Source organism: Rubrivivax sp. A210 (genome assembly GCF_904426505.1).
In the GTDB taxonomy this organism is placed as follows: domain Bacteria; phylum Pseudomonadota; class Gammaproteobacteria; order Burkholderiales; family Burkholderiaceae_C; genus Rubrivivax.
In genome coordinates this window covers 1-14,221 of record NZ_CAJGBN010000067.1, presented here as the reverse complement: position 1 = coordinate 14,221, position 14,221 = coordinate 1, and the positions used below count along the sequence as shown (strand labels likewise).

The following is a 14,221-nucleotide window of genomic DNA, read 5'->3' as shown; positions in this document are numbered from 1 at the left end:
TTCCCGATCTCGGGCCCCAAGTGGGCCTGAGAAAGAGAGGTCTCAATGTCCGGACATCCCACCCTGCCGCCCGACCCCATCTCGCTGCCGCTGCTGCCGCTGCGCGATGTCGTCGTGTTCCCGCACATGGTCATCCCCCTGTTCGTGGGACGGCCCAAGTCGATCAAGGCGCTTGAGGCAGCCATGGAGCAGGGCCGCCAGATCATGCTGGTGGCGCAGAAGGCAGCGGGCAAGGACGAACCCAAGCCCGACGACATGTTCTCCATCGGCTGCGTCAGCTCCATCCTGCAGATGCTCAAGCTGCCCGACGGCACCGTGAAGGTGCTGGTCGAGGGCGTGCAGCGCGCCACCACCACGCGCATCAGCGAGACCAGCGACTACTTCGTCGGCGACGTGCTGCCGGTCGAGGCCGTGGCCGATGCCTCGCCCGAGATCGAGGCCTTGCGCCGCGCGGTGACGCAGCAGTTCGACCAGTACGTCAAGCTCAACAAGAAGATCCCGCCCGAGATCCTGACCAGCATCGCTGGGATCGACGATCCGGGCCGCCTGGCCGACACCATCGCCGCCCACCTGCCGCTCAAGCTCGAGGCCAAGCAGGCCGTGCTCGATCTCTTCAGCGTGCCCAAGCGGCTCGAGAAGCTGCTCGAACTGCTGGAGCACGAGGTCGATATCCTGCAGGTCGAGAAGCGCATCCGCGGCCGCGTCAAGCGCCAGATGGAGAAGAGCCAGCGCGAGTACTACCTCAACGAGCAGGTCAAGGCGATCCAGAAGGAACTCGGCGACGGCGAAGAGGGCGCCGACCTCGAAGAACTCGAGAAGAAGATCAAGGCCGCGCGCATGAGCAAGGAAGCGCGCAAGAAGGCCGAGAGCGAGCTCAAGAAGCTCAAGCTGATGTCGCCCATGTCGGCCGAGGCCACCGTGGTGCGCAACTTCATCGACACGCTGGTCAACCTGCCGTGGGCGAAGAAGACCAAGATCAAGCACGACCTGGCGAACGCCGAGACCGTGCTCAACGAAGACCATTTCGGCCTTGAGAAAGTCAAGGACCGCATCCTCGAATACCTTGCGGTGCAGCAGCGCGTGGACAAGGTCAAGGCGCCCATCCTGTGCCTGGTGGGCCCCCCGGGCGTCGGCAAGACCAGCCTGGGCCAGAGCGTGGCGCGTGCCACCGGGCGCAAGTTCGTGCGCATGGCCCTGGGCGGCATGCGCGACGAGGCCGAGATTCGCGGCCACCGCCGCACCTACATCGGCAGCATGCCGGGCAAGGTGCTGCAGAGCCTGTCCAAGGTGGGCGTGCGCAACCCGCTGTTCCTGCTCGACGAGATCGACAAGCTGGGCATGGACTTCCGCGGCGACCCATCGAGCGCGCTGCTCGAAGTGCTCGATCCCGAGCAGAACCACACCTTCAGCGACCACTACGTCGAGGTCGACTTCGATCTCAGCGACGTGATGTTCGTCGCCACCAGCAACAGCATGAACATACCGCCGGCGCTGCTCGACCGGATGGAAGTCATTCGCCTGGCCGGCTACACCGAGGACGAGAAGCTCAACATCGCGCAGCGCTACCTGGCGCCCAAGCAGGCCAAGAACAACGGCGTCAAGCCCGAGGAAATGGAGCTCACCGAAAGTGCGGTGCGCGGCATCATCCGCTACTACACGCGCGAAGCCGGCGTGCGCAGCCTGGAGCGCGAGATCTCCAAGATCTGCCGCAAGGTCGTTAAGGGCCACCAGCTCAAGAAGTACGACGGCAAGGTTGTCGTCAACGAAGAGAACCTCAACGACTTCCTGGGTGTGCGCAAGTACGACTACGGCCGCGCCGAGAAGAAGAACCAGGTCGGCCAGGTCGTGGGCCTGGCCTGGACCGAGGTCGGCGGCGACCTGCTCACCATCGAGGCCGCGGTGATGCCGGGCAAGGGCAACATCATCCGCACCGGCTCGCTGGGCGATGTGATGAAGGAATCGGTCGAGGCCGCGCGCTCGGTCGTGCGCTCGCGCGCACGGCGTCTCGGGCTCAAGGACGAGATCTTCGAGAAGCGCGACATCCACATCCATGTGCCCGACGGCGCCACGCCCAAGGACGGCCCCAGCGCCGGCGCGGCGATGACGACGGCCCTGGTCTCGGCGCTGTGCGGCATCCCGGTGCGCGCCGACGTGGCGATGACCGGCGAGATCACGCTGCGCGGCGAGGTCACGGCCATAGGCGGCTTGAAGGAGAAGCTTCTTGCGGCCCACCGGGGTGGCGTCAAGATCGTCCTGATCCCGGAAGAGAACGTCAAGGATCTGGCCGACATCCCCGAGAACGCCAAGAGCAACCTCGAGATCGTGCCGGTGAAGTGGATCGACCAGGTGCTGGAGATCGCGCTCGAGAGGGTGCCGCAGGCGCTGCCCGACGAAGAGCCGGTGGCCGCCGCTGCCGAGGCAGCCACCAAGACCGAGGTCGTGGCCCCGGCCACCACAGGTGACGCCTTGCCGCATTGAAAAAGATGCAGCTGTGCAGGCCGAAGGGCTTGCGCGGCTGCAAATTTCCAGCCTATAATGCAAGGCTCGACGCAGTGAAGACACCAACTTCACTGGCAAGTTGGTCGAGACAATGCGGGAATAGCTCAGTTGGTAGAGCGCAACCTTGCCAAGGTTGAGGTCGCGAGTTCGAGTCTCGTTTCCCGCTCCAGAACATGTCCAAGAAGGGAAGCCCAGGCTTCCCTTTCTTGTTAGAGTGCTCAGGTTTTCCTGTTCCGCACGGCGCGATAGCAAAGCGGTTATGCAACGGATTGCAAATCCGTCTAGCCGGGTTCGACTCCCGGTCGCGCCTCCAAGATTTTCATAGGTAGATCGCCCGTAACGGCCGCTGGTCCACCTTCTACAAATCGAGCGTCGATCTACAAAATCGGCCGGTTTGGCGGGTCGAAGCCTCTTTGCTGGACATGGCGCGGGCCGCTCGGTCAGCCCTCCAACAGATCGCCCGCGCGCCAGCCTTGCAGCGCCCTTCCATCGCTGCCGCTGGCTGGTCTGACCGACAAGGGCTAGACATGGGGCTTCGCCCCATACCCCAACACCGCGCACCGCTCAGCGCAGCGGCTTCACCCGCTGCCCTATGCGCTGGCGAACATAGTGCTCGGTCATGTCCCGGTGCTGGTGGCCCAGCAGCCGCTGTGAGTGCCCGAGGTCGGGGAGGTCGCTGGCCGTCTTGGCGCGGATGTCGCGGAACTGGAAATGCACGCCGGCCGCCTTGCGGGCCTTGTCGAATCGAGCCTGCATCGCCCCAGGTGACAACGGCCGCCCGTTGTCGTCTTGGATCAGGAAGGCGCTCAGCCGCTCGCGCGGCCTGGCGTTGATGCGCTCGATCAGGGCGGCCAGTTCGCCGACGACTTCAATCGCCCGCTTTGCCTTCGTCTTGTTCTGGACGATCAAGAGCGCGCCGTCGCGGATGTGGGCGCGCTCGATCTTGAGCACGTCGGCCGGCCGCTGGCCGGTCAGCAGCGCCACATCCATCGCATCGCGAAGGGTCTGGTCTGCCTTCTCCCACACGGCCGCGAATTCCTCGTCTGTGACGTAGCGGTCCCGGCCCTTCTCGGTGAAGCCCTTCACCCCTTGGCAAGGGTTCGGCGCGTCGGTATAGCCCCACTCGCGGGCCTTGTTGAAGACATGGCTCAGCAAAGCCTTTTCGCGGTTCGCCCGGGTCTTGGCGGCCTGGCCGCGACGGTCCAGATACTCGCGCACGTGATGCGGCTTGATGGCGTCGATCAGCACCGCGCCGAAGACGGCGCGCAGCCGGTCAAGCTCGCGCATGTTGTCCTTGTGCGTGCGGGCCGCCTTGCCGGGGATCACCTCGCGTTCGTAGCGCTGCGCAATCACGTCAAAGGTTCGCACGTTCGGATCAGGCACCGCGCCTTCTATCCGTGCCCACTCCAAGAGCGCGCGGGCGCGGTCGGTGCCGAGGGCCGTCCACTTGCGCGGCGCCGTGCTGGTGACGTGGTAGTAGTGGGCGCCCTTCATATGCAGCCCGCGGGGCAGGCCCTTGAACGCGGTTCGTGTGCGGCCCATGTCAGCGGCGGTCCAGCGCGGCGAAGTTCGGCAGCGCCATCGCGGCCGCCTGGTTGATGGCGTCGGCGTGGCTGGCGGCGCGGGCACCGTAGCCCATGCGTTCGGCGAAGTGCTCGCGCGCCACGCGCGGCTCATTGCGGCGGTTGAGCACGTAGCGCCAGCGGTGGCGATCAAGCCAACGGGCTTGGCAGTGGCGAGACTTGAAGCCGGTCAGCTCCACCAGCTCCGCGGCGCTCAGGAAGGTTTCTGTCGTCATGGCCTTCCCTTGCTCCAGCGCGTGCCGAAGCGCTTCTTGATCCTCAAGCGCTTACCCCACAAGCTGCGCTTCTGTGCTCGTTCGATGCCGCGCACATAGGCCACGAACTGCCGAAGCATCAGATCTTCGGTGCCCGCCTTGCCTTCAAGCCAAACGATGCGGAATCGACCGTCACGCCTCAGGCGAGGGTGCGTCTTGTGGCCGGCTGGCCGCCTGCTGATGTGTCTTTTCATCGTCCGACCCTCGGCATGGTTGGCGCGGGCAGCGACTGGGCATCGTCCCGCGTGGGCCGCGCCGGCTGGGCTGCGGCTGTCTCGCCTGGCGGCAGAACCTGGGCGAGCATCGGCACGCCTGGCGCCGGGTCATTCGCCGCGCCGAAGTCGGCCAGCCGGCCCAGGTGACGCAAGCGGCGCTCGAGCCCCGCTATCTCGTCGCGCTGGCACCTGGCAATGCTGGCGTGCAGTACCGCGTCGTTATGCGCGTCGGCGTTGATCTGGCTTCGCCCCCACCGCGTGAGCCAGAAGAGGGCGATCAGAACCGGCATTGGTGCCACGTCATCGGCCAGCCATCGCCGCACGGTGCGCTCGTTCACGTCGAAGGCGCGGGCCAACTCGCGCGGGCTCGGCCGGCCGATGTCGTCGAGCATCGTCGACAGGGGCGGAACCTGCCGCGGGATGCGGTTCAGCATGGCGCGCGCTCGCCTGGCGCTGCCGGCCGGCAGGTGCAGCGCCCATCGCCGGAGCACAGGCGCACGTTTCGGCCTTCGGCCCACAGCGGGCCTATGTCGGTGTCCACCTTGAACCATTGGCCGTCGCCGCCGGCCCGCAGCTCGCGCACCTGGCCGCAGAGCACGCAGGGGCCTTCGCGGTGGTGCTTCCGGACTTGCACCATCGGCGCAGGTTGCCGGGGCTTCGATGCGGCGATGAACGCTGCGTGAGTGAGGGGCAAGCCTTCGGCCTGGCCCCGTCGAATCGAGGGGGTTTGCATGGTGTCCTTCGTGGGTCAGGAGGTTGTCAAACGGCCGCGAAAAGCGGGCCGGCCGTGGTCGGTGGCCGTCGTCGTCGGCCTTCATTCGTGGCGCGGCCGTGGTCCGCCCGGACTGCATTTGTCGAGCGCTCGCAAGTCGTTGATTTGTCGAGGGGCGCGCAGTTATTGAATCGGGTCCAAGGTGAGGCAACCCCGGCCGCCAGCGCCTGCGCCGGCCGCGCCTGGATGCACCAGCGCTCGCTGCGCGTGACGATGGCGCGCGGCGCCTGCAGGTCGGCGCCGCTGGCCAACAGCCCATGCACCGCGTGCGCCAGCTCGCCCGCGTAGCGGCTGCTCGGGCGCTCTTCGTAGTCCACCCCCAGCCGCAGCGCGTGCGCCTCAAGCGTGTGCAGGTATCCCGCGTAGTCCTTGGCCTTGCAGGCCTGGTGCGCAGCGTCGAGGGCCTGGCAGGCGAGGCCCTGGCCGCTGTGCCGGTACAGCTCGCGCGTGGGCGTGATGGGCGGCAGGCCGAAGAACTGGAATTGCCGGATGCCCCACAGCCGCGACCAAGCCACGATGCGGGCCGATGCGGTGGCGCCGTCGTCGTCGCTCTCGGTGTCGTCGCCGACGCCGTGGCCGTCGATGCTCTTGGCGACGTACTTCGCCACGTAGGCCGCCGCGCTGCCTTTCGCCTGGTCGATGAACTCGACGGTTACCCGGTGCTCCGCTGCGCCCGGCTCGGTTGGACTGTCGGCCAGCCCGTACGTACGAATGGTTTGGATCAACTTCGCCGCGTGGCCTGCGCGCGTGAACATCAACATGTGCCAGTGCGGGCATGCGTCGTGGTGAGGCTCTACCGTGCGCAGGCCGTAGGCGGTCAACCCCTGGCGGGCGGCGCTGCGCATGGCGGCCCTCCAGACGCCATTCAGGTAGGCCTGAGCCTGGCGCGGCGTGGTGCCGTCGTGCCTGGCGTTCGGGTGGCCGGCCTCATGCCGTGGGTGCATGCGGCTCGGGGCCGTCAGCGTGACGAAGAGCGCCGCGTCACCCTTGGCGGTGGCGTGCGTCTCAATGCCCCGGATGCGGGCCATCATCGCCATTCGACGCATTGCCGGGTTGGCCTGGCTGGTGGCGATCAGCTCATCAAGCGGCAAGGCCTCGCCGGTGTCGAGGTTGACCGCTTCGAGCGAGGCCAGCAGCTCGGCCAGGCGCTTCGCGTTGCGCTGGTGCCGGCGCAGGGCCTTGGCCGACACATAGGGCGCGGCCTGGCGATGGACGGCGCCCCGGGCTATCTCCTGCTGCTCGACGATGCGAAAGCGCTTGCGCAAGGCGCCGCGCCACCATGCCGGGGCCGTCATGCGGTTGAGCAGCTGGCCGAGGGCGTCTTTCTGCGGCAGCGCCACGTGATGCCGCCGCGCGACCCGCCGCAGCCCACGCAGCGCGTCGGCCTCGGGCTGGCCGTTGGCTTGCCAAAGCTCCGCCAGTTGCTGCACCTGGCCGGCGATCTTCTCGGCCGCGTCTTCGATGTCGGCTTCGGACAGGTCGAAGGCCTTCGCCAGCGCGGCCAGGTCGGCGGCCGTCATTGCTGGCGCCCCTGTCGGTCAGCGCGGGCGCCCTTGATACATCCGCGCTCGTCGCTGGCGTCAGCATCGGCAATGCTCAAGCAATGCGGGCCGCCTGACCAGAAGCCGCGATAGCCGCAGGCGCCACACGTCCAAGCGCCTCGCTCTGGCGTGTCCGGCTCCTCCGGCTGGGCGCGCGCCTGCGGCCCCATCCCTTCGGCGCCGTGCGCGGTGGCGGTGGCCGGTTGCACGGCCGCCGCTTCCCTAGGCCTAGGCTCCCTAGGGGCAGGCGGGCAGTTCAACCGCCCCAGTTGCCCAGGTGCAACCGTGGTTTCGATGGTTCGAGCGCTGGTGTTGCCCGGTTCACCGCCGGTCAACTCCGGCCCGGCGACGCCGGCGCCAATCAGGCCCGCTGCGAGGTCGCGGCAGGCCCTGTCGGCGAGGGTGTGCATGGACTGGCTGTCGAGGGCGTACCCGGTCGGCGGCCCGGTGCGGGTGCGCCAGTAGTCGGCGATGCCTCGCATCTCGGCCAGGCGCCGCGCGGGGCGGCTCATGGTGTCCGGGTAGTAGTCGCCCCGGCGCCGGCCGCTGGCGGCCGTTCCGCGGCCCTTGGCGGGGCTCACGCAGGCCCCCGGCCGCCGATGGCGATCAGCTCGCGCGCCAGCCTGATCCCTACGGCCGTGGCCCTGGCTCGGCCTGCCTGGCCGGCGCTCGATGCCCGCCGATGGTGGCCGCTCAAGCGCGCGATGGTTGCCCGCATTTCGCGCGTCTCGCCGAAGCTCAAGGCCTCCCGGGCCGGGCTCGCTGGCGCTGCAGCCCGCGATGTGCTTTGCGTGGACATGGCTCCGCCTCCTGCGGCTCGCGGCCGCATTTCGAGTGGGGTAGGGGAGGGCCGGCGCTATGCCGGCCGATGGTCAGCCGAAGATGGCGGCGAAGAGCGTCTCGGGGGTCTTGCGGCTCTTCTTGCGTGCCTTGGCGTCCGCGGCGCCGGCCAGCGCGAAGCGGCTTGCGTCAGCCTGCCGCTTGTGCATCAGGTCGGCATGCGTGGCCGGCCGCTCGCTGCCGTCGAGCAGCCCGGGGCGCGGGTCGCCCCCGACCTTGCGGCCGAACAGCATCCCGAAGAGCCGGCCGTTCTCGGCCAGCAGCGCCAGCGCTTCACCGTGGCGCCCCTGGCAGGTGTCGGTGAGGCCGCCGAAAAGGCCGCTCTCCACCGGCTGCGACAGCAGCTCTTGGGCCTTCTCTTCGTTCTCGTCGATCAGGTCGAGGATGCGGCCCATCGCCGCTTCGTCGGTGATGGCGATGCGCATGTGATGGAAGGATGCCCGCTGCGGGCTGGAAACCCGCGGTACACCTTGATTTTCCGCGGTTTCACCGACGACGCCGGCCGGGAACACCTGGCCGCTTCCCTTGGCCTTGGCGCCGGGCTTCTGAGTGTCCTGGAACTGGTAGCCGCGGGCCTCGAAGAAGCCACGGAGGTCGTTCAAAAAGGCCTCGTCGGGGATGTAATTCCCGGCCTCGAAGCGCTTGATCTTGTGGGACGGAAGTCCCGACTCTTCGGCCGCCTTCGCCTGGCTGAATCCGAGGTAGTTCCGGGCTGCTCGCGCGTTGTCGGGCGTGAGTGGTAGTGCGCTGAAGTCGAACATGTGAACTCCAAACAGTTGCGTATCTCGACGGCGCAACTATACGGCCTTCACTGGTTTGTGTGCAACTTTCTGAACAAAAAGATGTCTTGAATCTCGACTAGCTCATGCGTCCGGCTTGGGGTCCGGATACAGCCACTCGCCGCCGGCCGGCTGTCCGTCCTCGTCTAGAACGAGGCGATGCCCGATGTTTGATGTCCCTTGCCGCGAAAGCGCATCAGCCGCCGCCTCAAGCGTCAGCGGCTCGCCCGGCTCCACGTCGGCAAACTTCCGAATGCCCGCCTCAAGGTCGGGAACCAACATCGCAGCCACCATGCGCAGCCCGCTAAGTCGCAGGTCGCCAAGCTGTCTTCCGGCGAGAGACAGAGCAAGGCTCGTAAGCGCGTCCCGCTCGTGGTCTTTCAGCGCGGTCAAGACGCACGCCAACTCGACAGCCTGGCGAATGTCCTGCCGAGCGCCGGACCTGAAACCTTCAAGCGCTACATGCTTGGTCTGAAAGGGTGTCTCCGTTCCAAACAGCAAGTAGTTTGGGGTCGCGTTGAGCGTTTCGCACAACAGCCGCAGTTCCCGCGCGCCTGGCCTTGAGCTTCCACCCTCGTAGCCGATCAGGGCAGTTCGCGAGATTCCTTTGCCATCGGTATCAACCCACTTTGACCGCGTGCTGACGGCCTGTTGGCTTAGGTTGCGCGCTTCCCGCGTCTCTCGGATGCGTCGGCCGAATGCAGCGTCTGCATTAGGCTCGCGCTCTTCGCTTCTTACCTTCTGCGGTTGATCGTTCTCGCTCACTTCACGGCCCCGGCGGTTGTCGTCAGCATACACGGGCGACGCTCTACATCCGTGCTTTGACGCAGTCGCCTTCCCTCTGACGGCACTCCGGCTTGTTCGCGTGCTTCTGTAGAACGCACCGCCCGCAAGTGGTGGCTGGCCGCTGCCTTCTGCCGACATTGCAAATCCGTCTAGCCGGGTTCGACTCCCGGTCGCGCCTCCAGGATTTTCTGCCTCACCCGGCAGTACAACGCCCCGCTGCCGCGGGGCGTTGCCGTTTGCGGGGTTCGTGCGCTGGCGTCAGCCGAAGCTTGATTCCATCTCGCGCCGCAGCCTGTAGGCCCGCGTCGTCTCGTCCGCTGCCACGTCGGCCCAGCTCAGGCACTGGCCCCTGGCTACCGGACGCAAGACCTTGATGCCGTGCGCCAGGCCCAGCGGCAGGCCGCCCAGGGCCAGCGAGGCGCGTGCCGGTTGCAGCTTGCCCCACACCGTGTAGCCGCCTTCACCGTCGAGCATCTCGCCCGGTGCCAGGTCGCGCTTGGCGGTGGCCACGACGTCGGCGTTCCAGCAGGTCGCCACGCCGGTGGCCTCGCCGCGCAGCGCCACGCTGGCCACCGAGTAGCCAACCTCCAGCCCTATCAGGTGCCAGCGCTTGTAGAGCGTGAAATAGCGGCCGCTGGGGTCGGTGTGGGCCTTGTATTCCTCGAAGCAGTGGCGCACGTAGTCGGTCTCGCCCTCCACCGTCACCCACACGCCCATGCGGATGTCGTAGGGGATGACGCGGCCGTCAGTCTCCAGCGAGGAGATCACCTCGACCATGCCCTTCTTCTCGAGCACGCCGCCCTCGCTCTTCGGCCGCGTGACAAAGGGGATGTCGGCAATGCTGGCTGGCGGGTAGAGCAGGCCGGTGCTCGGCACGTCCAGCCCGGTGGCATTGGCCACCGCCGTGCTCTCGATGGACGGCTTGCTGCCGTCGAGGAAGCTGTTGAACATCTTGGGGTTGAGGCCGCCGCGCTGCGCCTGCTCGGGCGTGAGGCCGTAATGGCCCCACACCGTTTCCGGCGTCGACTCGCTGAAGTGCGGCAGCCACTTGTGGCCGCGGCCGGCGGCCACCACCGGGAAGCCGCAGGTGCGCGCCCAGTCCACCAGGTCGCAGATCAGCGCCGGCTGGTCGCCGAAGGCCAGCGTGTAGATCACGCCGGCAGCCGCCGCGCGCTGGGCCAGCAACGGGCCGCAGAAGGCATCGGCCTCGACGGTGACGTTGACGACGTGCTTGCCGTTGGCAAAGGCATCGAGGATGTGGTCCACCGCGGCGATGGGCGCGCCGGTGGATTCGACGATGACGTCGATGCCCGGGTGGCGCACCAGGGCCTGCCAGTCGTCGCCGACGTGGGTGTTGCCATCGCGCAGCGCCGCGTCCAGGCTGGCAGCCTGCACGCGGGCCGGATCCCAGCCGACACGGGCCAGGTTGCGGCGGGCGGCCTCGGGCGACAGATCGGCGATGCCCACCAGGTGTACGCCCGGCGTGCGCGGCACCTGGGCCAGGTACATGGAACCGAACTTGCCGGCACCGATGAGGCCGACGCGGATGGGGCGGCCTTCGGCCGCACGCTGGCGCAGTTTCTGATGCAGGCTCATGGGGCACCTCGCCGTGGAGCGCGCATTCTGGCGCTGTCACGCCGGCGCCGGCCTAGGGCCTTGCGAGGAGGCGGCCCCCATCCGCCGGCGCCCATGCCGGTGCTGCGTCGGCCTGTCGCGCCCCGCTGCGGCCGGTCGCGCGGGGCTGGTATCTCGGCCTGGCGATGCCATATTCATGTCGTCGCAGCCCATTCCCAAGGAATCCCTCATGTCCCTCAGCGAAGAACTCGGCAAGCTCGGTGAACTGCACGCCCGCGGCCTGCTCGGTGACGAGGAATTTGCGCGAGCCAAGGCCCGCCTGATCGACGGCGGCGCATCAAGCTGTGCCAGCGGCACTTTCGGCGCCAGGAGCTTTTTCAACGCTCTGCGCCGCAGCCGTGATGACCGTTGGCTGGGCGGCGTCTGCGGCGGCCTGGCGCGCGCCACCGGCGTCGAATCTTGGCTCTGCCGCCTGCTGCTGGTGCTGCTGGTGTTCTGCGGCGGCACGGGTTTGTTGGCCTATCTGCTGCTGTGGATCTTCGTGCCCGATGAAGGCCCTGCGCGGCTGCCGTTGGCCGGCCCGGCGAACTGAGCCTGGTCGTCCCCCGCGCGACATGTGCACGGGGCGCAATCTGCGACGATGCGAGCCCCATGGACTTCGCCCCCTCGCCGCTTTGCACCGCGCTGCAGGCCCGCCTGCAGCGCTTCATGGACGACCTCGTCCTGCCGTCGATGGCCGACTGGCATCGCTGGGCCGATGCCGGCGTCTACCCGCTCGACGTGCTGCAGCCGCTGAAGGACAGCGCCCGGGCCCTGGGGCTGTGGAACCTCTTCCTGCCCAGCCTGCGTGCCGACCAGCCCGGCACCCGGCTCGACCACCTGGACTACGCGCCGCTGGCCGAGGTGATGGGCCGCGTGCCCTGGTCGGCCGAGGCCTTCAACTGCAGCGCACCCGACAGCGGCAACATCGAGTTGCTGCAGCTGTTTGCCACGCCAGCCCAGCGCGAGCGGTGGCTCGATCCGCTGCTGCGCGGCGAGATCCGCTCCTGCTTCGCGATGAGCGAGCCTGATGTCGCCTCCTCCGACCCCACCCAGCTGCGCACGCGCATCGAGCGCAGCGGCGACGGCTGGCGCATCAATGGCCGCAAGTGGTTCATCACCGGCGCCGCCCACCCGCTGTGCCGCGTCGCGCTGGTGATAGGCGACAGCGGCGGCGGCAACGCGGCGGGCGCGGGCGATGCCCACCGCCGCCACTCCATCGTGATGGTGCCCATGAATGCGCCGGGGCTCACCGTTGAACGCAACATCCCGGTGCTCGACCACCACGCGCTCGAAGGCCATTGCGAGCTGGTGTTGCGCGATGTCCAGGTGCCGGCCGACCACCTGCTGGGCGATGCGGGCGCGGGCTTTGCGATGGCGCAGGCGCGGCTGGGGCCGGGCCGCGTACACCATGCCATGCGCAGCATTGGCCAGTGCGAGCTGGCGCTCGAACTGATGTGCGAGCGCGCGCTCGAGCGCCGCGCCTTCGGCGGCCGCGTGGGCGACTTCGCCAATGTGCAGGACTGGATCGCGCATTCGCGGCTCGAGATCGACCAGGCGCGGCTGCTGGTGCTGCGTGCGGCCTGGAAGCTAGACCGCGAGGGCGCGGCCGCGGCGCGCATCGACGCCTCGGCCATCAAGCTCGTTGCCGCACAGTTGCAATCGCGCGTGGTCGACCGCGCCATCCAGGTCTTCGGTGCCATGGGCCTGTCGCCCGATACGCCCTTGGCCCGCATGTGGACCTGGGGCCGCGCACTCCGCCTGCTCGATGGCCCCGACGAAGTGCATCTGCGCGGCATCGCCCGCCACGAACTGGCCAGCGCCCGGGCGCGCGGCGCGGCGAATGCGATGCATCTGAGGCGCTGGCTGCCGGCTGTGGGTGAATGAGGACGGGCGCGGTCTGGCAGATGCGGCGCCGATAATCGCCGCCGCCACCACTGCGCCCGGATGGCGAAACAGGCAGACGCAGCGGACTTAAAATCCGCCGCCCCTTCACTGGGGCATACCGGTTCGAACCCGGTTCCGGGCACCAGGGCAGGGCTGCGGCCGCCATACGGTTTGCTCATCGGCTGCGAGAAAAGATTCGGCCCGCCAGCCCCTGTGACGGGGCTGCGGGCCGAGGGCCGCCGCCAGGGCAGGCGGCCGGCCGGGCGGGCTAGCGTGCCAGGTCAGTCCTTCTTGGTTGCCTCCTGCGTCACCAGGATCACGACGCGCACACCATTGATACGCAGCGCCAGGCGGCGCGGCAGCCCGTTGGCGGGCACCGCATTGCCGGACACCGTCATCTTCTCGGCGTTGAAGCTCAGCCACTTCGGCAACTTGCCGCCACGCTCGCCCGTCAGTTCGGCCTTCTGCCGGATCTCGGGGCTCAGGTTGGCATAAAGCTCCTGAGGCACCGGGATCAGGAAGGCGTCGCGCTGGGCAGGCACTGTCACCGAGACCAGGCCCGTCAAATCGCGCCCCGGCGTGCGGATCAGTTCCACGCGCAGGCCATCGCCACCCGGCTGGGTGCCCTGACTGGCGCCGTCGCTGCTGCTGGACGCACTGCCCGAGCCACCACCGCCGGCCGCCGCCGCCTCGGCACCCGCCATCGCGAACACCGTGGCGCCCGCTGCGCCGGCGCTGCTGCCCGCACCGCCACTGGCGCCGGAAGTGGTGCCGGCGCCTGTGCCAGAGCTTGAGCCGCCGGCCACGTTGCCAGTGCCCGTGCCGCCGGTAAGGTTGCCGGAACTGGAGCCAGAACCGCTTGCCGCGGAGCCGCTGCCCTCGGCGCCGGAGCCGCCTTGCAGTCCTGCGGCCCGTGCCGTGGTCGAACCGCCGCCAGCATCGACACCGCCGGTGCTGCCCGTGCCGTTGCTGCCGATGTTGCCACCTGTGCCGGAGCCGCTGCTCGTGCCACCCGTGCCGGTACCCGTCGTGCCGCCGGTACCCGAGCCAGTGCCCGAGCCACCGCCGGAGGACTGGGTGCCACTGTCGGTGCCGCCAGAGCCGCCACCGGTCGAGCCACCCGTTCCGGTGCCAGTCGTGCCGCCGGTGCCCGAGCCAGTGCCCGAGCCGCCGCCGGAGGACTGGGTGCCACCATCGGTGCCGCCATTGCCGGTGTCGGTCGTGCCACCCGTGCCGGTACCCGTCGTGCCGCCGGTACCCGAGCCAGTGCCCGAGCCGCCGCCGGAGGACTGGGTGCCACCGTCGGTGCCGCCAGAGCCGGTGCCGGTCGTGCCACCCGTGCCGGTACCCGTCGTGCCGCCGGTACCCGAGCCAGTGCCCGAGCCGCCGCCGGAGGACTGGGTGCCACCGTCGGTGCCGCCAGAGCCGGTGCCGGTCGTGCCACCCGTGCC

Annotated in this window: 14 protein-coding genes and 3 tRNA genes; 6 read left to right on the top strand and 11 right to left on the bottom strand. The window is 68.6% G+C overall.

Annotated features, from left to right (window positions below; translation table 11 throughout):
* Positions 1–45: 45 nt before the first annotated feature.
* From lon to JMV16_RS21235, 3 genes are all read left to right on the top strand, one after another.
* On the top strand, positions 46–2,478 hold the full coding sequence (lon, locus tag JMV16_RS21245; protein WP_201496322.1) for an endopeptidase La: 2,433 nt from the start codon (positions 46–48) through the stop codon (positions 2,476–2,478).
* 114 nt (positions 2,479–2,592) lie between these two features.
* Positions 2,593–2,668 (top strand) — tRNA-Gly (locus tag JMV16_RS21240).
* 70 nt (positions 2,669–2,738) lie between these two features.
* Positions 2,739–2,812: transfer RNA gene (locus JMV16_RS21235), tRNA-Cys, on the top strand.
* Between the two features lie 251 nt (positions 2,813–3,063).
* Here the strand turns inward: JMV16_RS21235 and JMV16_RS21230 are convergent.
* The 10 genes from JMV16_RS21230 to JMV16_RS21185 form a co-directional block, all read right to left on the bottom strand.
* Entirely contained in the window at positions 3,064–4,041 is a 978-nt protein-coding gene (locus JMV16_RS21230; RefSeq protein WP_236580642.1) for a tyrosine-type recombinase/integrase, read from the bottom strand.
* A 1-nt stretch (position 4,042) separates the two neighbouring features.
* Positions 4,043–4,297, bottom strand: a complete 255-nt coding sequence (locus tag JMV16_RS21225) for a DUF4224 domain-containing protein (protein WP_201496321.1) — start codon at positions 4,295–4,297, stop codon at positions 4,043–4,045.
* Complete coding sequence (locus JMV16_RS21220) at positions 4,294–4,530, bottom strand: hypothetical protein (protein WP_201496320.1); 237 nt, start codon at positions 4,528–4,530, stop codon at positions 4,294–4,296. Before JMV16_RS21220 ends, JMV16_RS21225 begins: the two co-directional genes overlap by 4 nt.
* Complete coding sequence (locus JMV16_RS21215) at positions 4,527–4,985, bottom strand: hypothetical protein (RefSeq protein ID WP_201496319.1); 459 nt, start codon at positions 4,983–4,985, stop codon at positions 4,527–4,529. The genes JMV16_RS21220 and JMV16_RS21215 overlap by 4 nt, the downstream gene beginning before the upstream one ends.
* Positions 4,979–5,185 carry a hypothetical protein gene (locus JMV16_RS21210; protein ID WP_201496318.1) on the bottom strand — a complete coding sequence of 69 codons (207 nt, stop codon included), beginning with the start codon at positions 5,183–5,185 and terminating at the stop codon, positions 4,979–4,981. The genes JMV16_RS21215 and JMV16_RS21210 overlap by 7 nt, the downstream gene beginning before the upstream one ends.
* Positions 5,186–5,310: 125 nt before the next feature.
* Positions 5,311–6,843, bottom strand: a complete 1,533-nt coding sequence (locus JMV16_RS21205) for a replication endonuclease (protein WP_201496317.1) — start codon at positions 6,841–6,843, stop codon at positions 5,311–5,313.
* The gene (locus JMV16_RS21200) at positions 6,840–7,376 is read right to left on the bottom strand and encodes a hypothetical protein (RefSeq protein ID WP_201496316.1); all 537 of its coding nucleotides are present in this window, start codon (positions 7,374–7,376) and stop codon (positions 6,840–6,842) included. The genes JMV16_RS21205 and JMV16_RS21200 overlap by 4 nt, the downstream gene beginning before the upstream one ends.
* A gap of 360 nt (positions 7,377–7,736) precedes the next feature.
* Complete coding sequence (locus tag JMV16_RS21195; RefSeq protein WP_201496315.1) at positions 7,737–8,465, bottom strand: multiprotein-bridging factor 1 family protein; 729 nt, start codon at positions 8,463–8,465, stop codon at positions 7,737–7,739.
* A gap of 102 nt (positions 8,466–8,567) precedes the next feature.
* A complete protein-coding gene (locus JMV16_RS21190) occupies positions 8,568–9,281 on the bottom strand; it encodes a helix-turn-helix domain-containing protein (RefSeq protein WP_201496314.1) in 714 nt (237 codons plus the stop codon).
* 246 nt (positions 9,282–9,527) lie between these two features.
* Complete coding sequence (locus JMV16_RS21185) at positions 9,528–10,865, bottom strand: NAD(P)H-dependent oxidoreductase (protein ID WP_201496313.1); 1,338 nt, start codon at positions 10,863–10,865, stop codon at positions 9,528–9,530.
* A gap of 208 nt (positions 10,866–11,073) precedes the next feature.
* Between JMV16_RS21185 and JMV16_RS21180 the strand changes: the two genes are divergently transcribed.
* The 3 genes from JMV16_RS21180 to JMV16_RS21170 all read left to right on the top strand — a co-directional run bounded on the left by JMV16_RS21180 (position 11,074) and on the right by JMV16_RS21170 (position 12,915).
* Positions 11,074–11,436, top strand: coding sequence for a PspC domain-containing protein (locus JMV16_RS21180; RefSeq protein ID WP_201496312.1), 363 nt, complete (start codon positions 11,074–11,076; stop codon positions 11,434–11,436).
* A 59-nt stretch (positions 11,437–11,495) separates the two neighbouring features.
* Positions 11,496–12,770, top strand: coding sequence for an acyl-CoA dehydrogenase family protein (locus tag JMV16_RS21175; RefSeq protein ID WP_201496311.1), 1,275 nt, complete (start codon positions 11,496–11,498; stop codon positions 12,768–12,770).
* Positions 12,771–12,824: 54 nt separating this feature from the next.
* Positions 12,825–12,915: transfer RNA gene (locus JMV16_RS21170), tRNA-Leu, on the top strand.
* 136 nt (positions 12,916–13,051) lie between these two features.
* Here the strand turns inward: JMV16_RS21170 and JMV16_RS21165 are convergent.
* Positions 13,052–14,221: hypothetical protein (locus JMV16_RS21165; RefSeq protein ID WP_201496310.1), on the bottom strand; the 1,170-nt coding region annotated here is incomplete at its 5' end.